The sequence below is a fragment of the Pontibacter brevis genome (genome assembly GCF_054779655.1).
Map to the genome: position 1 here is coordinate 100648 of NZ_BAAGXV010000006.1, position 20472 is coordinate 121119.

Annotated in this window: 20 protein-coding genes; 17 read left to right on the top strand and 3 right to left on the bottom strand. The window is 49.4% G+C overall.

What is annotated here, in order from left to right; translation table 11 throughout:
- Window positions 1–3 precede the first annotated feature (3 nt).
- From ACYVB1_RS01220 to ACYVB1_RS01245, 6 genes are all read left to right on the top strand, one after another.
- On the top strand, window positions 4–837 hold the full coding sequence (locus ACYVB1_RS01220) for a phytoene/squalene synthase family protein (RefSeq protein WP_460919655.1): 834 nt from the start codon (window positions 4–6) through the stop codon (window positions 835–837).
- 3 nt (window positions 838–840) lie between these two features.
- On the top strand, window positions 841–1374 hold the full coding sequence (locus tag ACYVB1_RS01225; RefSeq protein WP_460919657.1) for a hypothetical protein: 534 nt from the start codon (window positions 841–843) through the stop codon (window positions 1372–1374).
- Complete coding sequence (locus ACYVB1_RS01230) at window positions 1375–2073, top strand: lycopene cyclase domain-containing protein (protein ID WP_460919659.1); 699 nt, start codon at window positions 1375–1377, stop codon at window positions 2071–2073.
- Between the two features lie 8 nt (window positions 2074–2081).
- Window positions 2082–2933 carry a 4-hydroxy-3-methylbut-2-enyl diphosphate reductase gene (locus tag ACYVB1_RS01235; protein WP_460919661.1) on the top strand — a complete coding sequence of 284 codons (852 nt, stop codon included), beginning with the start codon at window positions 2082–2084 and terminating at the stop codon, window positions 2931–2933.
- Window positions 2934–3009: 76 nt separating this feature from the next.
- The gene (locus ACYVB1_RS01240; protein ID WP_460919663.1) at window positions 3010–3723 is read left to right on the top strand and encodes a fatty acid desaturase; all 714 of its coding nucleotides are present in this window, start codon (window positions 3010–3012) and stop codon (window positions 3721–3723) included.
- Between the two features lie 109 nt (window positions 3724–3832).
- Window positions 3833–4420, top strand: coding sequence for a hypothetical protein (locus ACYVB1_RS01245; RefSeq protein ID WP_460919665.1), 588 nt, complete (start codon window positions 3833–3835; stop codon window positions 4418–4420).
- 80 nt (window positions 4421–4500) lie between these two features.
- On the opposite strand, the gene ACYVB1_RS01250 is transcribed toward ACYVB1_RS01245, so the two are convergent.
- The 3 genes from ACYVB1_RS01250 to ACYVB1_RS01260 form a co-directional block, all read right to left on the bottom strand.
- On the bottom strand, window positions 4501–4854 hold the full coding sequence (locus tag ACYVB1_RS01250; protein WP_460919667.1) for a heavy-metal-associated domain-containing protein: 354 nt from the start codon (window positions 4852–4854) through the stop codon (window positions 4501–4503).
- A 52-nt stretch (window positions 4855–4906) separates the two neighbouring features.
- Window positions 4907–7126 carry a TonB-dependent receptor gene (locus ACYVB1_RS01255; RefSeq protein WP_460919669.1) on the bottom strand — a complete coding sequence of 740 codons (2220 nt, stop codon included), beginning with the start codon at window positions 7124–7126 and terminating at the stop codon, window positions 4907–4909.
- Window positions 7127–7207: 81 nt separating this feature from the next.
- Complete coding sequence (locus tag ACYVB1_RS01260; RefSeq protein WP_460919671.1) at window positions 7208–7600, bottom strand: HYC_CC_PP family protein; 393 nt, start codon at window positions 7598–7600, stop codon at window positions 7208–7210.
- 348 nt (window positions 7601–7948) lie between these two features.
- Here ACYVB1_RS01260 and mraZ point away from each other — a divergent pair, with 348 nt between their 5' ends.
- From mraZ to ACYVB1_RS01315, 11 genes are all read left to right on the top strand, one after another.
- On the top strand, window positions 7949–8416 hold the full coding sequence (mraZ, locus tag ACYVB1_RS01265) for a division/cell wall cluster transcriptional repressor MraZ (protein ID WP_115564850.1): 468 nt from the start codon (window positions 7949–7951) through the stop codon (window positions 8414–8416).
- A gap of 3 nt (window positions 8417–8419) precedes the next feature.
- Window positions 8420–9340 (top strand): 16S rRNA (cytosine(1402)-N(4))-methyltransferase RsmH, encoded by a 921-nt coding sequence (gene rsmH, locus ACYVB1_RS01270; RefSeq protein WP_460919674.1) that lies wholly within the window; start codon window positions 8420–8422, stop codon window positions 9338–9340.
- A gap of 31 nt (window positions 9341–9371) precedes the next feature.
- Window positions 9372–9803: an FtsL-like putative cell division protein gene (locus ACYVB1_RS01275; protein WP_460919676.1), complete on the top strand. Its 432-nt coding sequence runs from the start codon at window positions 9372–9374 to the stop codon at window positions 9801–9803.
- Window positions 9793–11892 carry a penicillin-binding protein gene (locus tag ACYVB1_RS01280; RefSeq protein WP_460919678.1) on the top strand — a complete coding sequence of 700 codons (2100 nt, stop codon included), beginning with the start codon at window positions 9793–9795 and terminating at the stop codon, window positions 11890–11892. Before ACYVB1_RS01275 ends, ACYVB1_RS01280 begins: the two co-directional genes overlap by 11 nt.
- Window positions 11892–13355, top strand: coding sequence for a UDP-N-acetylmuramoyl-L-alanyl-D-glutamate--2,6-diaminopimelate ligase (locus ACYVB1_RS01285; protein WP_460919680.1), 1464 nt, complete (start codon window positions 11892–11894; stop codon window positions 13353–13355). The genes ACYVB1_RS01280 and ACYVB1_RS01285 overlap by 1 nt, the downstream gene beginning before the upstream one ends.
- A gap of 52 nt (window positions 13356–13407) precedes the next feature.
- Window positions 13408–14628: a phospho-N-acetylmuramoyl-pentapeptide-transferase gene (gene mraY / locus ACYVB1_RS01290; protein WP_460919682.1), complete on the top strand. Its 1221-nt coding sequence runs from the start codon at window positions 13408–13410 to the stop codon at window positions 14626–14628.
- A gap of 33 nt (window positions 14629–14661) precedes the next feature.
- Window positions 14662–16005: a UDP-N-acetylmuramoyl-L-alanine--D-glutamate ligase gene (murD, locus tag ACYVB1_RS01295; RefSeq protein WP_460919684.1), complete on the top strand. Its 1344-nt coding sequence runs from the start codon at window positions 14662–14664 to the stop codon at window positions 16003–16005.
- Between the two features lie 32 nt (window positions 16006–16037).
- Complete coding sequence (locus ACYVB1_RS01300; RefSeq protein WP_460919686.1) at window positions 16038–17207, top strand: FtsW/RodA/SpoVE family cell cycle protein; 1170 nt, start codon at window positions 16038–16040, stop codon at window positions 17205–17207.
- Window positions 17200–18312: an undecaprenyldiphospho-muramoylpentapeptide beta-N-acetylglucosaminyltransferase gene (gene murG, locus ACYVB1_RS01305; protein WP_460919688.1), complete on the top strand. Its 1113-nt coding sequence runs from the start codon at window positions 17200–17202 to the stop codon at window positions 18310–18312. The genes ACYVB1_RS01300 and murG overlap by 8 nt, the downstream gene beginning before the upstream one ends.
- Window positions 18309–19703: a UDP-N-acetylmuramate--L-alanine ligase gene (gene murC / locus ACYVB1_RS01310; RefSeq protein ID WP_460919690.1), complete on the top strand. Its 1395-nt coding sequence runs from the start codon at window positions 18309–18311 to the stop codon at window positions 19701–19703. The genes murG and murC overlap by 4 nt, the downstream gene beginning before the upstream one ends.
- A 115-nt stretch (window positions 19704–19818) precedes the next feature.
- Window positions 19819–20469, top strand: coding sequence for a cell division protein FtsQ/DivIB (locus ACYVB1_RS01315; protein WP_460919692.1), 651 nt, complete (start codon window positions 19819–19821; stop codon window positions 20467–20469).
- The last annotated feature ends 3 nt before the right edge of the window (window positions 20470–20472 follow it).

Here is a 20472-nt window from a genome sequence, read left to right on the forward strand (position 1 = left end):
TGCATGGAGTTATTCAGGGAATGTTGCTTAAAGTGCAGCAAGATTATCACAGAAGCGTACAGTACCTCGTTTACACTAGGTATCAAGACACTGGACAAAAAGTTTCACATGCCCATTTATGCCATATATGGGTTTGTGCGTACCGCTGATGAGATTGTGGATACCTTCCACGATTATGATAAGCGGAAGCTATTGGCAGACTTCAAGCAACAGACCTACGAAGCAATAGACAGTGGCATCAGCCTGAACCCGGTGCTGCATGCCTTTCAGTGTGTAGTAAAGGAGTATAGTATTGACAAAGCTTACATAGAGGCATTTCTGAAGAGTATGGAAATGGACCTGGATGACCATGTATACGACCGGGCGCTCTACGAGGAATATATTTATGGCTCGGCGGAGGTAGTAGGCCTGATGTGCCTGAAGGTGTTTTGTGAGGGAGACGGGGAGATGTTTGAGCGGTTAAAAAAGCCAGCAGCCAGCCTGGGAGCTGCCTTTCAGAAAGTGAACTTCCTCCGCGATATGAAAAGCGATTACAACGAACGCGGCCGGGTCTATTTCCCGAAAGTGGAGTATATGAACTTTAGCAACGACTGTAAGGTTGAGATTGAGGAAGATATCCAGAGAGATTTTGAGGAAGCCTACGCCGGTATCATGGCACTACCCCGTTCTGCGCGAATGGGAGTATACCTGGCCTACGTATATTACCTTAAACTCTTCCGGAAGATACAGAATCTCCCGGCAACCCATATACTGAAAGAGCGCGTAAGAGTACCTGATAATACTAAGCTGGCACTTCTGTTCGGCTCGTATCTCAAGTACAGATTAAACGTAATCTAATTCATGTTAAAAAAAATACTCTTACTGTCCCTGCTGGTGTTCTTTTGCAGCAGCACATGGGCCGACACCACCCGCTACAATGTATCACAGTTACGCTTGCAGTACCTGCAGGCAAGTAAAGAAGAAGCGGTAGCCAAGCAGTTTCATGAAAAAATGAGCGGCTACAACGAAAATGACCCGCTGGTACTGGCCTATAAAGCAGCATCGGAGGCGGTGATGGCCAAATACGTCTGGAACCCTTACAGCAAGCTGAAGCAGATAAAAACCGCGAATGCTATTTATGAGGATGCTGTTGCGATGGACAAAAACAACGCCGAGATACGCTTCCTGCGGTTTACCCTGCAGCACTACGTGCCGCGCTACCTCAACCTGAGCCCACACGTAGAGGAGGATAAGAAAATGATTATAAAGAGCCTGCAGGCTTACCCAAACTCCGGCCTTTCCAAGCCCCTGGCCCGCACCATACGGGACTTTATGCTGACGAAAGACCATTGCACAGAGGCAGAAAAGAAGATATTGCGCAATATCAACATCTAAATGTATATCTATTTATACCTCAATATTTTCACTATTCTCTTTCCGCTGCTGCTTTCTTTCGATAAAAAAGTAGCATTTTATAAGAATTGGCCGGCATTGTTCCCGGCCATACTTGTTAATGCCCTTGTGTTCATGGCCTGGGACGCCTGGTTTACAGATTTAGAAGTGTGGGGCTTTAATGAGGAGTATCTGACAGGCATATACCTGTTTAACCTGCCGCTGGAGGAGGTGCTCTTCTTTATTACAGTGCCCTATGCCTGCGTTTTCATATACGATGTGCTGAACGCCTATATTCAGAAAGACCTGCTGCAGCCTTATGCCAAGGCCATCGCATTAGTCCTCCTGCTGGTGCTGCCACTTATTGCAGTGTTTCATATGGGGCAGCTCTATACCTCCATTACCTTTGTAGCGCTTGCCTTGCTGCACCTCGTGCATTTACGATACTTTCATACACGCTACCTGGGTCGGTTTTACCTGGCTTACCTGGTGCACCTGGTGCCTTTTCTGCTGGTAAACGGGGTGCTTACATATTTACCTATCGTGTGGTATAACGACAGTTACAACCTAGGGCTTCGCATCGTTTCCATACCTGTGGAAGACTCCATGTACTCTATGCTCATGCTGTTGCTAACTGTCTCTGTATATGAAGGTTTACGGCAGCGAAAAAGGGTTGAACAATATGAGCCTTTAGCTGTATAAGAGAGTATATGCAAAGCCTGAGTGTAACCATCGATTCTAATTCCGGATTCTGCTTTGGAGTAGTATATGCTATCCAAATGGCAGAGGACATACTGGATGAGCAGGGGTATCTCTTTTGCTTAGGCGATATTGTGCATAATGATGAAGAGGTAGAGCGCCTGCAGAAACGAGGCCTGCGTATCATTAACCATGAGCAAATGGCGGGGCTGCATAACGAAGCCGTGCTAATCCGGGCACATGGCGAGCCGCCTGAAACCTACCAGCTGGCGTTGCAGAACAACCTTACGCTGATTGATGCTTCCTGCCCTGTAGTGTTAAAACTGCAGAACCGCATTAAAACCTCGTACGATAAAAAAGACAAGATTTTTATCTATGGGAAACATGGGCATGCGGAAGTAATGGGGCTCTTGGGGCAGACAGGTAATGAGGCTGTGGTTTTTGAGAATATGGAGGAATTGCTGAAGCACGAGTTACCGGCCAACATTACCCTCTACAGCCAGACAACAAAAAGTACCGACAGCTTTTATCAGATAAAAGGAGAACTGGAGGCGCGTGGATACGAGGTGAATGCCAATGATACCATCTGCCGCCAGGTATCTAACCGTGATAAGGAACTGCGTAAGTTTGCAGCTAAATTCGATAAAATCGTTTTTGTGTCCGGTATAAAGTCTTCAAATGGAAAGGTGCTGTACCAGGTGTGCAAAGACACCAACCCCCATACTTATTTTGTCTCTAAAGTAGAGGAGCTTAAGCCGGAGTGGTTCCAGCCTGGCGATACGGTAGGCATTTGCGGTGCCACTTCTACTCCTATGTGGCTGATGGAGACAGTGCGGGACGCTCTCCAGGGGGAGAGCTTCTGAAACCTGTTCTGGTGTTTATTGAGAGAAATGGGGAGGGTCTTCCACAGGAGGAACCGGAAATTGAACCAAAATTCAAATGGCAAAAATAAGGCGAAATGACTACAGGGGAGTGATAATCGCAGCAGTAGTCGTTCTGCTATGGGCGGGGCTGCTTGCCTACCTGTTACAGTGGCCTGTTAGCTTTTCCTCTCCACTAACATGCCTCTTTATCCTGCTGCAGACGCATCTGTACACAGGCCTTTTTATTACGGCGCATGATGCGATGCATGGTGTGGCGGCACCCGGGCGACCCAGGTTGAACAGGGCAATAGGCACACTTGCCGCGCTGTTGTTTGCTTACAACTGGTATCCCCGCCTTTTGCCCCGCCATCACCAACACCACCGCCATGTCGCTACGGAGCACGATCCGGACTATCATACGGGTTCTTTCTGGCCCTGGTACTTTAGCTTTCTGAAGCAGTACATCACCTGGTGGCAGATCCTGCTGATGGCTGTTACGTTCAATGTACTAAAGCTTTTCTTCCCGCTGGAGAATGTTGTACTCTTCTGGATGCTGCCGGCTATTGTGGCTACTTTTCAGCTCTTTTACTTTGGAACCTACCTGCCCCATCGGGGCGAGCACCCAGCAGACAATCCGCATAAATCCGGAACACAGGCTAAAAACCACGTTTGGGCCTTTATCAGCTGCTACTTTTTTGGTTATCATTATGAGCACCACGACAGGCCGTACCTGCCCTGGTGGCAGTTGTACAAAGCCAAAAGCGAAGCCAGGAACCATAGTATGAACTAGTAAAAAAATATAATTTTCTTAAGTATGAAACAGCTTGTGCCAAAGCGACGTAACGTAAGGGATTTTACTCTACCGTGTTCGGCTTCGCCTAAACCTATACTTCTTTGGCATGAAAAAAAATATCTCAAGAGCTGTCTTACTTTTGGCGTTTATCGTTTCTGGTTTACTCTCTCATTCCGCTACCGCGCAGGGTGCCTTTGCTGGCAAAGACCCCAGTTCCTTAAGAGGAAGTGTTAGCTATGTGTGGCTTTCTGACTTTGATAGCCAGGGAATCATGTTTAGTAACCGGTTGCAGCACTACCTCGGAAAGCGTTTTGGTTTAGGCATAAATTTAGGTGTGCTGACTGGCTCGCGTTATGATGAAAGCAGTAAGATTTATACAATCAAAACCTCCCACTACATGGGTGGTTTTGAGACCAGTTATGATTTGCTGCAGAACGAAACAGTTGTTTTCCGCCTGGGTGTTGGGGCTACAGCACGGCACCGTTCTGAAATAAATACAGACCCCGAAGATTTTGGTACAGTGGATGGTTCTGTCGTGCACATCAGGACGGCAGATGTCGGCGTTACCGGCTTTATAGAGAATGACTTTGGTATTCTGCGCAATGGTGTGGCAGGGGGCAGGGTAGAATATCTTTACTACACCAAGGGAACCCCGGTGCTAGCCGTAGGCCTTCATGTAGGATTTACTTTCTAGGCAATATTAGCAGAGTCTAGTAACCATAAACAGAAAAGGGACCGCACTAGCGGTCCCTTTTCTGTTTATGGTTTTGTTGTTTATTGATGTGCACCTTTTTTGCAGCAGTCATCCAGCCTGTTGTAGGCACGCTCCTGGGCTGGCTTGTCATCGGCATCATAGCCTGTCTCTGTTACAGCTTTGCGTACATTGTCAATATTTGTTTTGCGGCTGTCAAACACAACAGTCAGTATTTTGGAGTCCACGTCCAAAGACGACGACTTCACGCCTTTTTCATAAGCCATTGCCTTCACAAGTGTTTTCTTGCACATGTCGCATACAGCAGATGTCTTGATGGTTACGGTCTCCTGGTTCTTCGGCTTTGTTTGTGCATTTGCACTCATGCTCATAAGGGTTACCAGCATTGAAAAGAGTAGCATTTTTACTTTTGTCATGTTCATTGGAGGTTATAGTTAAGTATATTTTTTAGCTTTTGTTTCTTCTTTCTTAATTGAGTTTAAAGCGCAGGCCGGTGTAAACCACGCGTCCTGTAACAGGTCCCCATACCATGCTGGCATCAAAATTTGAGCCAAACGGATCACTGGCACCAACTATAGCGTTTGGCTGTCGGTAATTCAGGAGGTTTTCCCCGCCCACATAAACTTCCCAACGCTTGAAGGCCCTTGTTACCTGCGTATTCGTGGTGAAGAACCTGTCCGATTCCCGCATGTTCATGGAGGTGCTGTTTCCTTCAATTGCAGCCAACGGCATCAGCCCAAAGTATTGTGTGGTCAGGTCTGCGCGCCATTTGTCGAATGGTGTGGCAAAGCCCATGTTTATGAAAAACCGGTGCTGTGGTATCATTGGTTTCTGCACTAACTGGCCACTGTAAGTCGTCCTTACATCAAAATACTTGTAGGCGGCCTTCACGTCTAAGCCCTTCAGCGCCTCGTACTGCAATTCCGCCTGAAAGCTCTTAGAGAAAGAGCGCCCGCTCAGGTTGTAGAAGAGGGCCCGTTTGGGGTCAGTATACATATCGGCCACCACCTGGTTGGTAAAGGTTGTGTAGTAGTAGTCTGTTACAAAAGTGCCTGGTCTGCCGCCTAACTCAAAGTAGTGGGTAAAGGAACCACCTACGTTCCAGGCTTCCTCCGGCTTTAACGCCTCTCTGACGTCAACTGCACGGGAGCTGACGAGCACAGCTGTATTCTCAGCAATTGGATTGGCCACCCTGAATCCCTTACCAGCTGCCAGTCTGAAGATGGTGTTCTTGGTGGCATCAAATTTCACGTTCAGCCTTGGTGTGAAAATGGTGCCATACAAGTTGTGGAAGTCTACACGGGAGCCAGCCACAATTGTCAGGTTGTTGAAATTGTTGTACACATACTCCAGAAAAGCACCTGGCACATGCTCTACGCGGCCGAAGGTGCTGTCGGTTAAGGTTTCGGTGTAGCTGTCATAGTTGTAGCTGAGGCCCGCCTTGTAAGTGTGACCGGTGTGGCCGATGATGGACTGGAAGATTAGCCTGGCAGAGCCGCTATTCTGCTCCCCGTCATAGTTGCGCAGGCCATATTGGGCGTCAAACTTATGGTGTGTGAGGGAGGTGATGGCGCCAATGCTCTGGTAAGGCCTACCAGGAAAGGTGTAGGAGGATTTGTTGTAGGCTGTTAGCCTGTCTGTTTCTGACTTTGTGCCATAATAAGGCTGCTGCTCCTGAGGAGTGTCCTCATCGTATTCCATCTGGCCCCCTATCCTGGTCTCGCGCAGGGCACCAATGCCAAACTCCGACACCACATCCTTGTGCTCATACTTCCACTTGTTGTACACGTTGTACTGCGTGCCCAACGAGAGGTCCATAAAACCGTCCTTGTTGCGGTCTACGCGGTTGCCCAGGTGGTCGGTGTGCAGCATCAGGAGGGTGCTCCACTTATCGCTGACATCTGTGGCCAGGTTTACGTTGGCGTCGAAGCGTGCGAGGCTGTTGCCATACAGGTTCACAAAAAGCCGCTCGGTCTTTGCCGGGTCTTTCAGCATCACGTTCACCTGCCCGGATATGGATTCATAGCCGTTCAGCACAGAGCCTGTGCCCTTGATGATGTCAATAGACTCAATATAGGTGCCGGAGAGGTAGTTGAGGCGGTATGGCGTGGCAAGCCCCCGCAAGGCTGGGATATTGTCTGTCGTGAGCAGGGTGTAGGAGCCATCGAGGCCCAGCATCTGAATCTGCTTCGCCCCGGATACGGCATCCGTAGTAGATACCTCTACAGAGGCATTGGTCTCGAAGCTTTCTGCCAGGTTGCAGCAGGCCGACTTCTCCAGGTCACGGGTGGTGATAAGCTGCGAATTCGTAGGTGTGAGGGACGAGTAACGGGCTTGTTGTCCTTCTACCACCACTTCTTTTAAAGAGCCGGAGGCGGCAAGGGAAACAGTGACAAAGTCTTTGCCAGCTACCTGAACCGTATCAGGCTCATAGCCGATGTAGGTCACGATAATTTCCTGGCTTATGGCATCCTGTTTCTGAAGCGTGAAACTGCCTGTGGCATTGGTAGACGTGCCGATGCTGGTGCCTTTCCACACCACATTAGCCCCAATCAGGGGAATGGTAGAATTGGCACTATCTATCACTTTGCCTCTTAGCTCTTGGGCACTGGCAGATAAGGAAAAAATAAGTATGGCAGCGAGAGCTGCAATGAGTTGTAGCGGGTTGCGCTTTTTACGCTGTAACATGTATCTAGATAATTTGAATAAAGAACATAGCAATCACGGCAAAGTGGGAAAAGCTCCCACTTCAGCAATTGTAGTCCTGAATCAAATTAGCAGTAACCGGAAGCGGTGCAGGAGCTGCCGCCCATAAAGTGGAGGTGAGGAATCAGAGTAGGTGAGGAGGCGCTGGTCGGTGGGCAGGCTGCTAAGCCAGGAGGTATAAACCGGCTTTACCTCCGAATAAAAGAAAACTGGTACCGCAATAGCCATGGTTTTCTGCGAGGAAACCGTCTCGAGCTTGGCAAAAGACACCTCCTCTGTGCAGCAGCCATCTTCCTCAGTGGCAGGCTGTTCATCCCCGCAGCAACTGTCGGCATGTGCCAGTGCTTCCACCTTCTTCAACCCCGTCATCAGGCACAGTTGCTCGCTCAGGGCAATGCCCACAGACCCCAGCATAACGCAGAGGGCCAGCAACAGCAGAACAGTATGACGAAGCATCGTTTTCACACTGCAAATATACACATTTGTCCCACATCTGCCACTTTCCCCCACTTTTGGCGAAGTATCGCATCTGCTAAAATTAGTTGTTTCCTATGTTTGGGTTAAAAAACTGTTTTAAAGGAGTTTATGTTATAGAGCCTCGTATTATAAACAAACCGTTTTAATGGTGCAAAAAAACTTATGCCCAAAATATAGACGTGGAAATGTGGATAATGTGGATAAGTGGGGTGGATAACCATAATTTATCCACAAAGTGGTAAAAAGTGGTAGAATGTGGTTGCGGAGTTTTGCTGATTCGCTACATTTGTATAGTCCGAAATCTATACAGTCGAGACCTCTGTGCCTATGAACTTTCTCTCTGGCGAATATGAGTGCAAGATTGACCCCAAGGGAAGATTGGTTTTACCTGCAAAGATAAAAGCCAACCTGCCGGAGGAGTCGGGCAATCATGTTGTGCTTATGCGAGGGTTTGAGCCATGTCTGGTGCTGTATCCGAAGGCGGAGTGGAAGGTGATTTACGATAAAGTGGCCGGGCTCAACGAGTTCAACGAAGAGTACCGTCATTTTCAGCGAAACTTCTTCCGGGGCAACACGGAAATTGAGTTGGATGGCACAGGGCGTTTTATTGTGCCGAAGACGATGGCCCGGTTTGCCGCACTTGAGAAGGAGGCTATTGTGGTGGGGCTTGGGAACCGTGTGGAGATATGGAACCCGGACCAGTATGAAGACTTCCTGATTAAGGATCAACAGAATTTCTCACAGCTTGCCCAGAAGTTTTTGGGTGATAAACCGGCTGAAGAGCCGCTGATTTAAAGAATGGAGTACCACCGCCCTGTCATGTTAGAGGAGTCTGTAGAGGCCCTGGCCATTAAGCCGGACGGCGTTTATGTAGACGTGACCTTTGGAGGTGGTGGCCATTCCGGCAGAATAGCAAGAGAGCTTACAACCGGTAAGCTGTATGGGTTTGACCAGGACAGGGACGCAGAAGAGCAGTCGAAGAAGCTGGACAGCACTACCTTTCAGTTTGTGCGCGCCAATTTCCGCGATTTGAAAAAGTACCTGCGGCTTTACAGGGTAAAGGAAGTAGACGGTATTCTGGCCGATTTAGGTGTTTCATCGCATCAGTTTGATGTGCCGGAGCGCGGCTTCTCTACCCGTTTCGACGGGCCGCTGGACATGCGGATGAACGCTGAGGCGGGGATCACGGCGCAGGAGGTGCTGGAGACGTACCCGGAGGAGCAGTTGCACCGCATCTTCGGGATTTACGGAGAAGTAAAAAATGCGAAGACGCTGGCGCGCACTGTGGTGGAAAAACGGAACAGGATGCCGCTGCAGACGATAAGTGATTTTAAGAAGGCTATCAGCTCCTGCACTCCGAAAGGGAAAGAGAACAAGTACCTGGCGCAGGTGTTCCAGGCGCTCCGCATCGAAGTGAACGACGAGATGAAGGCGCTGGAGGAAATGCTGGAGCAGGCAGTTGAGTTGCTGAAGCCCGGAGGTCGACTGGTAGTGATTTCGTATCACTCGCTCGAAGACAGGCTGGTGAAGAATTACATTGCGAAAGGGAAGTTTTTTGGAGAGGTGGAGAAAGATCTGTTCGGAAACGAGATAAAGCCGCTGGAGGCGGTGTACCGGAAGCCGGTTACGCCAACAGAGCAGGAGTTGCTGGAGAACAGCCGCTCCAGGAGCGCCAAGCTAAGAGTGGCAGAGAAGAGAGAGGAAAGCGGACAGAAGTAATGCAGAGTATTAGCTAAAGGAAACAACAATTATGGCTTCAAATGTACTAACAAAGCAAGCAGACGCAACAAAGGGGAACCTGGTGCGTGTGAAGCCAGAGACTGAGGAACCGAAGCCAAAAAAGGGCAGAGGCTTCAGCTTGTTTGCGCTGCTTGATAAATATGCCAACGTAGATGCCTTGTTTGAGCATGGTGTGCCGCTTAAGTTTATGCCGCACGTCCTGTTCCTAACGGGCATTACCCTTTTTTATATCGGCAACACGCACTTCGCCGAGAAAACCATCCGCAAGATCGACAGAGTTAAAGTAGAGACGGAAGATCTTCGTGCAGACTTTACTACGCTCAAGTCTGAGTATATGGAGGCCAGTAAACAATCGGAGGTGGCACGCAATGTGGCGCCCCTTGGCCTGATAGAAAGTTCATCTCCACCTTTTCAAGTAATAGTGCCTGCGGATGAATATTAAGAAATCCATACTCGTTAGGGTGCGGGTAGCTTTTCTGGCTATCTGCCTTTTCGCGTGTGCGATAGTTTACAAAATCGTGCAGATCCAGTTTATGGATGGGCAGAAGTGGAAGAGCATCTCAAAGGAGCGCCGCATCTACTATAAGCCGGTGGCGGCCACGCGTGGAAACATCTTCTCCGACAATGGCAGCATCCTGGCAACTTCACTGCCTTTTTACCGCGTAGCTTTCGATCCGACTGTGGCGAAAGCTGAAGTGTTTAACAGCGGGGTTGACTCGCTGGCCTTGCTGCTGTCTAGATTTTACGGAGATAAGTCTGCGGATCATTACCGCCGGAAAATGAAGAACGCCCGTCATTCTGACCGGCGTTATATCCGTTTAAACAGCCGGCAGATAAATTATCAGGAAAAGAAAATGATGGCACGCTGGCCAATCTTCCGGGAAGGAAAAGGCAGGGGCGGTGTGATTTTCGAGAAAGTAGAAAAACGCTTTAAGCCTTTCGGTATACTGGCTGACAGAACCATCGGCTTTATAAATGAAGATAAATATGGTGCCGGCCTGGAGTATAGCTTCAACAGCAACCTGTCAGGCACAGACGGAGAGGCACTCTTCGAGCGGATAGCCGGGGGCAGTAAGCCTATTTACGACGGAACCGACGTAAAGCCGCAGCACGGTTACGACATCAAAACCACCATTGACATCAACCTGCAGGACGTGGCCGAGAACGCATTGTATAAAGCCCTCGAGAGGACGAAGGCAGAATATGGCTGTGTGATCATGATGGAGGTGAAGACGGGGGAGATTAAGGCAATCGCCAACCTTGGTAAAACAACAGGTGGTTACATTGAAGATTATAACTATGCTGTTGGTAATCAGGGGCGAACAGAGCCAGGCTCAACGTTCAAGCTGGCTTCTATGATGGCCCTTTTTGAGTATGCTCCACACGTCAGCCTGACGGATACGATAGATACTGGTGATGGCCGCTTCCGGATAAAGAACACCATTATGACCGATGCCAAAATAAACGGGTATGGTAAACTGACGGTACAGCAGGTATTTGAGAAGTCTTCAAACATTGGGGTGGCCAAACTAATGATGGAACACTTCGGCAAGGACAACCGTGCTTATGTCGACTACCTGCATAAGTTCGGTTTGAGCAGCACACTGGGCTTCCAGATGGACGGCGAGGCTCGCCCTTATATGAAGAACCCGCAGGACAAGAACTGGTACGGTACCACGCTTACCTCTATGGCCATTGGGTATGAGCTGAAACTGTCGCCGCTGCAAACATTGGCGCTTTATAATGCCGTAGCGAACAATGGGGTAAAGATACAGCCGATTATTGTAAAGGAAATTCGGAAGGCAGACAACGTGATTCAGTCGTTCAACACCCGTGTATTGAATGAGAAGGTTTGTTCAGATGAAACACTGAAAAAACTAAAAGCCATGCTGGAGGGCGTGGTGGAGCACGGTACTGCCACCAACATCCGGAGCGCCGACTATAAGATAGCGGGTAAAACCGGTACGGCCCGCAAGGTGAAAAATGGTAAGTATGTGCGGGAGTACTCCACCTCCTTTGCAGGTTACTTCCCGGCTGACAATCCGAAGTACTCCTGCATTGTGATCATTGATAGCCCAAGAGGAGTGAACGTATACGGTGGTGATGTGGCAGCGCCTGTTTTTAAAGAACTGGCAGATAAGGCATATGCCCGCGACCTGGCCATGCACAAACCAATGCATGCCCGTGTCATACCAAACAAAGATAGCCTGCCGCTTGTGCCAGCTGGCAGCTTCGACGACCTGTCGGTTATCCTGAACAAAATGGGCATCAGCAACCATGCCACCGGCGTGGATGAGGAATGGGTGAAAGTGGAGCCACAGCAACGCTCGCTCAACTTTAAGGCAAATCCGGTGCTGCAGGGGCAGGTGCCGGACGTAACCGGCATGACACTGCGTGACGCGCTGTTTATCCTGGGTAACCAGCACCTGGAAGTGAAGGTGGAGGGAGCAGGAAAGCGGGTGCAGAAACAGTCGATGGCACCAGGCACTGAAATAGATAAAGATAAAACCATAACGATTACGCTTAGCTAATGCAGTTGCTGCAAACCATACTGAAAGATGTAAAAGTTCTCGACACAAAAGGCTCACTGGATGTGTCGGTGGCAGGTATTACGTTCGACTCACGCCAGGTGCGGGAGCATGTGGTATTTGTGGCTGTGCGCGGTGTGCAGACCGATGGCCACGACTTCATTGCGAAAGCTGAAGCGTCGGGTGCGGCTGCCATTGTCTGCGAAGCATTGCCGGCGCAGGTACAGCAGGGTATAACTTATGTGGTGGTGAAGGACTCCAAAGAAGCACTGGGGCTACTGGCCTCTGCTTTCTATGACTACCCTTCTAAAAAGCTGAAGCTGGTGGGAGTAACCGGCACCAACGGAAAAACCACTTCCGTGACGCTGCTGCACAAGCTGTTCCGGGAGCTGGGCTACCATGTTGGCTTGCTTTCTACGGTGCAGAATCAGATAGATGAGGAGGTGATTCCGGCCACACATACCACACCAGATGCAGTGAAGCTGAATGAACTGCTGGCGCAGATGGTAAATGCAGGCTGCACGCATTGTTTTATGGAGGTGAGTTCGCATGCCATGGTGCAGCAGCGCGTGGCAGGATTAACGTTTGCAGGTGGTGTTTTCACCAATATCACGCACGACCACCTGGATTATCACGGCACGTTTGACGAGTACATCAAGGCGAAGAAGTCTTTCTTCGATATGCTGCCGAAAGGAGCCTTTGCGCTTGCAAATGCCGACGATAAGCGGGGGGCAGTGATGGTGCAGAACACAAAAGCTGATGTGCATTTTTTTGCACTGCGCAAGGCTGTGGACTTCAAGGGGCGCATCATCGATAACACCATTCAGGGGTTGCACCTCGAGGTAAATGGCCATGAAATCTGGTGCAAGCTGATTGGTGCCTTTAATGCTTACAACCTGCTGGGGGCATATGGAGTGGCCGTGCTGCTGGAGGAGGATGAGATGGAGACACTCACTGTGCTGTCAAGTTTAAGTTCAGCCGCCGGCCGCTTCGACTATATCGTGTCGGATGGGCAGATAACAGGCATTGTGGATTACGCCCACACGCCGGATGCGCTGGAAAACGTGCTGAACACGATTCAACAGATCCGGAACCCGAACCAGAAGGTGATCACGCTGGTTGGCTGCGGCGGAAACCGCGATGCTGCCAAACGGCCCGTGATGGCAGACATTGCCTGCCGCTTCAGTGATAAGGTTATTCTTACTTCTGATAACCCGCGCTTTGAGGAGCCGCAGGCCATTCTGGAGGATATGCAGAAAGGTGTAAAGCCACTTGATTACAAGAAGACACTGTCGGTGCTGGATAGAAGGGAAGCCATTAAAACAGCCTGTATGCTGGCCGAGCCAAATGATATCATCCTGGTGGCTGGCAAAGGCCACGAGACATACCAGGAGGTAAAAGGCGTGAAACACGATTTCGATGACAAGCAGGTGCTGCGCGAGATGTTTCAGCAATTAGGGAAATAAGCCCAAACAAAAGATTACAAGGATTACAGCCAAAGGAAACAGATTACATTAAATGCTATACTACCTCTTTACATATCTTGACCGTGAATTCGATTTTTTCGGAGCGGGTGTATTTCAATACATCTCATTCAGGGCAGGTATGGCGACACTGGTTTCGTTGCTGATTGCAATGATCTTTGGCGGTAAACTGATAAAAATACTCCAGCGCAAGCAGGTAGGGGAGAGCATCCGCGATCTGGGGCTTGAGGGGCAAATGGAGAAAAAAGGAACGCCAACCATGGGCGGTCTCATCATCCTGCTGGCTATTCTGGTGCCCACACTGCTGTTTGCGCGCCTCGATAATATTTACGTCCTCCTGATGCTGGTGTCTACTGTGTGGCTTGGCCTCATCGGTTTTCTGGATGACTACATTAAGATTTTCAAAAAGAACAAAGAAGGGCTGGCCGGGCGCTTTAAGATACTGGGGCAGGTTGGCCTTGGCTTGATCGTGGGGCTGACGCTTTACTTTAACGATGACGTGGTGGTAAGGCAATACCTCTTCAGCGACGGTACTATTTCGGCGGTGAACGCGAGCAGCAAGTATACGGATGTGCATAAGATGATCACCACCATTCCGTTCCGCAAAAACAACGAGCTGGATTACTGCAACCTGTTCTCTTTTGCCGGTCCGCTGTTCCAGGATTGGTCCTGTTACCTGTACATTCCGTTCGTTATCCTGATTATCACAGCCGTATCGAACGGTGCGAACATTACGGACGGAATCGACGGTCTGGCAGCCGGTACGTCAGCTATTATCGGTATGACACTGGCAATCTTTACCTACGTGTCGGGTAACACCATTTTTGCCGATTACCTGGATATTATGTACATCCCGAACTCTGGTGAGCTGGCTATTTTCTGTCTCGCCTTTGTGGGAGCCTGCGTGGGCTTTTTATGGTACAACACTTACCCGGCGCAGGTATTCATGGGCGATACAGGCAGTCTGGCTATCGGCGGTATCATCGCGGTATTGGCGCTGATTGTGCGCAAAGAGCTGTTGATTCCGATCCTGTGCGGCATCTTTCTGGTAGAGAACCTGTCGGTGATGCTGCAGGTGAGCTATTTTAAGTATACGCGCAAAAAGTACGGGGAGGGCCGCCGCATCTTTAAGATGTCGCCGCTTCACCACCATTACCAGAAATCAGGCTACCACGAATCTAAGATTGTGGGCCGCTTCTGGATAGTAGGTATTATGCTGGCCATCCTGACTTTGGCAACTTTAAAGTTAAGATAGGGGCAACCAACAACGAGTAACGAACAACAAAAAATGAGGGTAGCAATACTTGGAGCAGGAGAGAGTGGTGTAGGGGCTGCTTTGCTGGCAAAGGCAAAGGGCCTGGAGGTGTTTGTGTCGGATATGGGGGAGATAAAAGAAAAGTATAAGGCAAAGCTGGCAACAGCTGCTATCCCTTTTGAAGAAGGAACACATACTTTAGACCAAATACTCAATGCAAATGAAATCATTAAAAGTCCTGGCATTCCTGATAAAGCTGCAATTATACAAGAAGCAACCAAAAGAGAGATACCGGTAATCTCGGAAATTGAATTTGCCGGAAGGTACACCGATGCCAAGTTTATTTGCATTACCGGAACCAACGGCAAAACAACCACCACACTGCTCACTTATCACCTGCTGAAAAATGCAGGCTTGAATGTGGGGATGGCGGGTAATATCGGGGAGAGCCTGGCAGAAAAGGTAATCGAGAACAAGCACGATTACTACGTGCTGGAGCTGAGCAGTTTTCAGCTCGACAACATGTACCAGTTCAAGGCGCATATCGCGGTGCTAACCAACATTACGCCGGATCACCTGGACCGCTATGAGTACAGCATGGATAAGTATGCGGCCTCCAAGCTAAGAATAGCGCAGAACATGACGGAAGGCGACTTTTTTGTGTACAATGCCGACGACGAGAATATTGCACAGGCTCTTAGTAAAGCGACGTTCGCAGGGACTGCGGTGCCCTTCACACTAGAAGGAGCCGGCCATGGCAAAGTATTCCAGGAAGGTGAAAATATAAAAGTGGAGGTTGAGTTTTATAAGGGGGGAATAGACACTTCTAAATCCAGCCTGATTGGCAAACACAACCAGTACAATACCATGGCTGCCGTGGCAGCGGCCAAGCTGATACAGGTGCCGGACGAAACCATAGAGCAGGCGCTGGAAACTTTCCAGAATGCGGAGCACCGCCTGCAGCCGGTAGGAGTCGCCAAAGAGGTCACCTATATCAACGATTCCAAAGCCACGAATGTAGAGGCAGTCTGGTATGCGTTGGAAGGTATAAAGCAGCCCATCATCTGGATAGCAGGTGGTGTAGACAAAGGCAACGACTACAGCACACTGGTAGAGCTGGCACGTGAGAAAGTAAAAGTGCTGGTGTGCCTGGGCAAAGACAACAAGAAACTGCAGGAGGCATTCGGAAGAGTAGTGCCGATAGTCGCAGAGACAACATCCATTGAATATGCCGTGCGGCTAAGCCGCTCACTGGCAGAGCCTGGAGATGTGGTGCTGTTGTCGCCAGCCTGTGCCAGTTTCGACTTGTTTAAAAATTATGAACACCGTGGACAGCGATTTAAAGAAGCTGTAGAGAAGATAGTGCTGAAGAAATAGAGGTAAAAAAGCATAACCAAAGCCAAAGGTTTATGAAAAAGGAGTGGTTACAGAATAACCTGAAGGGGGATGCCGTGCTGTGGGGTATTGTGATCGTGTTCTCACTGATCAGTGTGGCTGTGGTATATTCTGCAACGGGTACGCTTGCTTACAAAAAGATGGAGGGAAACACAGAATATTTCCTCTTCAAGCATTCTTTCCTGATAATAGTTGGTCTGTTCTTTATGTGGGCAGCCCATAAAATCAATTACCGCTATTACTCTAAACTTTCCCTGCTGGCGCTGTTACTTTCAGCCCCTCTGCTAATCATCACTTATTTCTACGGTTCCAACATAAACGAAGCGTCCCGCTGGATTACGATTCCGGTTATCAACCAGACGTTTCAGCCTTCCGACTTAGCAAAACTGGCCCTGATATCTTACTTGGCCAGCATGCTTTCGAAAAGACAACAGGTGCTGCATGATGTAAAAGGAACTTTGCTGCCGATTTTCGGCTGGACAGTGGCTATCTGCGCACTTATTGCCATGACAAACACGTCTACTGCTGTTCTGCTTTTTGGTACCTGTATGCTGTTGATGTTTATTGGCAGAGTGCCCATGAAATACCTGGCAATGGTAGTAGCGGCAGGAATAGTAGTAGGGGGAATCGGTCTGGCCGTTGGTCAGCGTATGGATACGGCCATTAGCCGGGTGCAGGATTTCATGGACCCGAACGAGGTGCCTTTCCAGCTGGAGCAGTCTTACATTGCCATAGCCACAGGTGGTGTGGTAGGTAAAGGGCCCGGAAACAGCGATCAGCGCGATATTCTCCCACACCCTTACTCTGACTTTATTTACTCCATTATTCTGGAAGAATATGGTTTGATAGGAGGCGTGGCAGTGCTGTTTCTGTACCTGGCGCTCCTCTACCGGGGACTCGTCACAGTAAGCAAAAGCAACGGAGCCTTCGGTGGCCTGTTGTCTGCCGGGCTGAGTTTCAGCCTGGTGTTACAGGGCATGGTGAATATGGCAGTAGCCGTAGGGCTTGGCCCGATAACGGGCTTGCCGTTGCCACTGCTGAGTATGGGAGGCACTTCCCTGATTTTTACCGGTATTTCCATCGGAATTATTTTAAGTGTGAGTCGTAACGAAGGCGAGCTGGAGCGCGCAGCTATGGCAACGTCGACTGTAAATGCACCTGTTAATGTACCAGTAAATGCCTGAGTCTAACAGACCATATCGCATCATTATCAGCGGTGGCGGCACCGGCGGGCATATTTATCCGGCGGTGGCTATCGCAAACCAACTTCGGGAGGTAAACCCTGAAGCGGAGATCCTATTTGTGGGGGCGAAGGGCCGGATGGAGATGACGCGTGTTCCTGAGGCTGGCTATAAGATTGTGGGCCTTTGGATAAGCGGAATACAGCGCCGCCTGACACTCGACAATTTGTCGTTTCCGTTCAAGGTGCTTTCCAGTGTGCGTGCCGCCCATAAGATTATCCGGGATTTCAAGCCGGATGCCGTGGTGGGTGTGGGAGGCTATGCCAGCGGACCTTTATTGTATGCCGCTACGGCACGTAAGGTGCCGGCGCTTATACAGGAGCAGAACTCTTACGCAGGCATCACCAACAAATTATTGGCGAAGCGGGTGGATAAAGTATGTGTGGCCTATACGAATATGGAAGCTTTTTTCCCGGCTGAGAAGCTGGTGCTGACCGGAAACCCGGTGCGCAGCGACATCATGAACAGCCAGCTGAAACGGCAGGAGGCGCTGCAGCATTTCGGCCTGATAGGAGAAAAGAAAACAATATTGGTGATTGGTGGAAGCTTGGGTGCCAGAACCATAAACCACAGCATAGCGGCTGGGCTGGAGCAAATACTGCAGGCAGGTTACCAGTTAATCTGGCAAACCGGCAAAGGGTATTATGCAGAAGCGCAGGCGCTGGAGGAAAAATATAAGGCGCAGGATGTGCGGGCTTTTGATTTTATCAAGCGCATGGACCTGGCTTATGCCGCGGCTGATATTGTGATTTCAAGGGCCGGGGCACTGTCTATATCAGAATTGTGCCTGGCGGGGAAACCTGCCATCCTAGTGCCTTCGCCAAATGTGGCGGAAGACCACCAGACAAAAAATGCCATGGCACTGGTGCAGCAAAACGCAGCCATACTGGTGCGTGATACGGAGGCAGCTGAAAAACTAGTGCCGGCTGCATTGAAACTGGCACAGGACGAGCAGGAGCAGAAACGCCTGCGCACGAACATCCTGAAAATGGCCCGCCCGAACGCGGCGGCTGATATTGTGAACGAGTTAATCGGGTTGATCAAGTGAAACTGGAAGACTATACATACATCTACTTCTTAGGCATCGGCGGCATCGGGATGAGCGCCATTGCCCGCTGGTTCAAGGCTAAAGGTTTTCCGGTGTGGGGATACGATAAAACCCGCACCACCTTAACCGAGGCACTGGAGCAGGAGGGCATTGTGGTGCACTATGAGGATGATGTAAACCTGCTGCCGCAGGAGGTTTTGCAGCATAAAGAAGAGACGTTGGTGGTATTAACACCAGCTATTCCGGCAGAGCACACGGAGTGGGCTTACCTGAAGGAGCAGGGTTACACCATCAAAAAGCGGTCGGAGGTGCTGGGTATTATCACGGCCTCGGCTTATACCATCGCAGTGGCCGGAACACACGGAAAAACGACAACGTCTTCTATCGTCACGCAACTGCTGCACCATGCCGGTGTAGACTGTTCCGCCTTTTTAGGCGGTATCGCCACGAACCTCAACTCGAACCTGCTCATTGGGAAAGGTGCCGCTGAGAAAGAGGTAGTAGTAGTGGAAGCCGACGAGTACGACCGGTCGTTTCTGACGCTGTTTCCGGAAATTGCAATTGTAACTTCCGCAGACCCAGACCATTTGGATATTTATGGCGACAGGGAGGAACTGATACGTACTTTTCAGAAGTTCATTAGCCAGGTAAAGCCCGGCGGCTTCCTGTTCCTGCATGAGAATACGGACCCACGGCTGACGGAAAAAGTGCAGGAAGGCGTGCAGGTAATCAGGTACAGTTTGAACAGTGGAGCAGCACATGTAGAAAACCTTCAGATCAACGGGCGTTGGTTTGAATATGATATGGTGAGTCCCTTCGGGAATGTCCAAAATCTGAGCTTAGGCGTGCCGGGCTTTCACAACGTGGAAAACACGCTGGCAGCTACTTTGGCAGCGCAGGTTTTGCAGGTGCCGGAGGACGAAATAAGAGGTGGGGTAGCAGCCTACACCGGTGTGAAGCGGCGCTTTGAATTTGTGTACGAAAGCAAGGGCAAGGTATACATCGACGACTACGCGCACCACCCAAAAGAGATAGATGCGTTCATGACTTCGCTGCGTGCGCTTTATCCAAACGAGAGAATTTTAGTGATATTTCAGCCGCACCTTTTTTCGCGTACAAGGGACTTCGCAGACGAGTTTGCAGAGAGCTTAAGTAAGGCGGATGAGCTCATTCTGTTGGATATCTACCCGGCACGCGAAAAACCGATTGAAGGGGTGACTTCTGACATCATTCTGGAGCAGGTAACCTGTCCGGTAAAAGCCTTGGTTTCAAAAGAAAAAGTAGTGGAAAAACTGTCCAAAAACAGTAATTTTGACGTTTTGGCCACCGTTGGAGCAGGCGACATTGACACACTAGTAAAGCCATTAAGAAATTTTTTAGAAAATAACTGAGATGGGCTTGAATAGTAAAATAAAATCTTTAATTTTTGCAGGTTGTAGCATTGTCTCTATCGGCGCTTTGGCAGGATTTGCTTCTTCACGGCAAAATGAAAAAGTCTGTGAGAAAGTGTCAATAAATATTGATAATGAGTACAATAATTACTTTATTGGGGATAAGGAAGTTCGGGACCTGCTAACCCGTGAGGGGGAGCGGAAACTTGAGGGCCTTTATAACCAGGACATCGACCTGAAGAACCTCGAAAATCGCATTGAAGCAAACAAGTTTGTGAAGGATGCGGAAGTATTCAGGGGCTTAGATGGAAACGTGCATGTACAAGTAAAACAAACAAGGCCTATTGCTAGAATTATACGAACAGATCAACAAGATGTCTACATAGATGCAGAGGGTAACATCCTTCCTCTGTCCGACAGATACACCGCTCGTGTAATACCAATAACCAAGTCAGCACTTATTAAGTCATCTGACAAAGGATTCTTTAAGGACTCCATAGGCCATTCTTACCTTTCCCTGCTGCAGTTCATTGAGAACGACCAGTTTTGGAAGGCCCAGATTGCCCAGATGCACATAGACGGCAGAGGGGAAGTCTCTTTCCTGCCGCAGGTAGGCGAGCACACCATTGAGTTTGGTAAGCCGGTGCGGGTAGAGCAAAAATTTAAAAAGTTAATGATCTTCTATAAAGAGATTCTACCTGTAATGGGGTGGGAGAAATACAAGAGAGTTAACATTGAGTATGAAGACCAGATAATTTGTGAATAACAG

What these genes read in the sequence shown, in the direction of transcription:
- ACYVB1_RS01240 (WP_460919663.1), top strand. Translation starts at nt 3,010, where the DNA reads ATGGCAAAAATAAGGCGAAATGACTACAGGGGAGTGATAATCGCAGCA.
- ACYVB1_RS01250 (WP_460919667.1), bottom strand. Translation starts at nt 4,854, where the DNA reads ATGACAAAAGTAAAAATGCTACTCTTTTCAATGCTGGTAACCCTTATG.
- murG (WP_460919688.1), top strand. Translation starts at nt 17,200, where the DNA reads ATGCCTGAGTCTAACAGACCATATCGCATCATTATCAGCGGTGGCGGC.
- ACYVB1_RS01235 (WP_460919661.1), top strand. Translation starts at nt 2,082, where the DNA reads ATGCAAAGCCTGAGTGTAACCATCGATTCTAATTCCGGATTCTGCTTT.
- ACYVB1_RS01220 (WP_460919655.1), top strand. Translation starts at nt 4, where the DNA reads ATGGAGTTATTCAGGGAATGTTGCTTAAAGTGCAGCAAGATTATCACA.
- ACYVB1_RS01255 (WP_460919669.1), bottom strand. Translation starts at nt 7,126, where the DNA reads ATGTTACAGCGTAAAAAGCGCAACCCGCTACAACTCATTGCAGCTCTC.
- ACYVB1_RS01230 (WP_460919659.1), top strand. Translation starts at nt 1,375, where the DNA reads ATGTATATCTATTTATACCTCAATATTTTCACTATTCTCTTTCCGCTG.
- rsmH (WP_460919674.1), top strand. Translation starts at nt 8,420, where the DNA reads ATGGAGTACCACCGCCCTGTCATGTTAGAGGAGTCTGTAGAGGCCCTG.
- ACYVB1_RS01245 (WP_460919665.1), top strand. Translation starts at nt 3,833, where the DNA reads ATGAAAAAAAATATCTCAAGAGCTGTCTTACTTTTGGCGTTTATCGTT.
- murD (WP_460919684.1), top strand. Translation starts at nt 14,662, where the DNA reads ATGAGGGTAGCAATACTTGGAGCAGGAGAGAGTGGTGTAGGGGCTGCT.
- ACYVB1_RS01285 (WP_460919680.1), top strand. Translation starts at nt 11,892, where the DNA reads ATGCAGTTGCTGCAAACCATACTGAAAGATGTAAAAGTTCTCGACACA.
- ACYVB1_RS01275 (WP_460919676.1), top strand. Translation starts at nt 9,372, where the DNA reads ATGGCTTCAAATGTACTAACAAAGCAAGCAGACGCAACAAAGGGGAAC.
- ACYVB1_RS01260 (WP_460919671.1), bottom strand. Translation starts at nt 7,600, where the DNA reads ATGCTTCGTCATACTGTTCTGCTGTTGCTGGCCCTCTGCGTTATGCTG.
- ACYVB1_RS01280 (WP_460919678.1), top strand. Translation starts at nt 9,793, where the DNA reads ATGAATATTAAGAAATCCATACTCGTTAGGGTGCGGGTAGCTTTTCTG.
- ACYVB1_RS01225 (WP_460919657.1), top strand. Translation starts at nt 841, where the DNA reads ATGTTAAAAAAAATACTCTTACTGTCCCTGCTGGTGTTCTTTTGCAGC.
- ACYVB1_RS01300 (WP_460919686.1), top strand. Translation starts at nt 16,038, where the DNA reads ATGAAAAAGGAGTGGTTACAGAATAACCTGAAGGGGGATGCCGTGCTG.
- mraZ (WP_115564850.1), top strand. Translation starts at nt 7,949, where the DNA reads ATGAACTTTCTCTCTGGCGAATATGAGTGCAAGATTGACCCCAAGGGA.
- mraY (WP_460919682.1), top strand. Translation starts at nt 13,408, where the DNA reads ATGCTATACTACCTCTTTACATATCTTGACCGTGAATTCGATTTTTTC.